The sequence below is a fragment of the Jeotgalibacillus marinus genome, from assembly GCF_040801915.1.
Lineage (GTDB): Bacteria > Bacillota > Bacilli > Bacillales > Jeotgalibacillaceae > Jeotgalibacillus > Jeotgalibacillus marinus.
The window spans coordinates 1-264 of record NZ_JBFMIA010000189.1 but is presented as its reverse complement, the minus strand read 5'-3'; the positions used below and the strand labels follow the sequence as shown (position 1 = coordinate 264).

At 45.1% G+C, this 264-nt stretch carries 1 protein-coding gene; it reads left to right on the top strand.

The features are described 5' to 3' along the window. Window positions 1-242 (top strand): hypothetical protein (locus tag AB1471_RS19010; RefSeq protein ID WP_367781003.1); only part of this gene is annotated, 242 nt, incomplete at its 5' end. Window positions 243-264: the final 22 nt, after the last annotated feature.

Sequence of the window (264 nt, the reverse complement as noted above, 5' to 3'; positions counted from 1 at the left end):
GAGAAGGGGGGAGAGAAAAAAAAGAGGGGAGGAAAAAGAAGAGAAGAAGGGGAAAGAAAGAAGGAGAGAAAGAGAGAAAAGAGAAAGGGGGGAGGGGAAGGAAAGAAAAAGAAGAGAAGAGAAGGAGAAGAGGGGGGGAAGGGGAGGAAAAAGGGAAAGAAGAAGAAAAAAAAAGAGGGAAAGGAAAGGGGAAAAGGGGGAAAAGCAGAGAAGAAAAGAGAAGAAAAGGATCGGGGGAATGAGGTGACCATTTGGACAAAACAG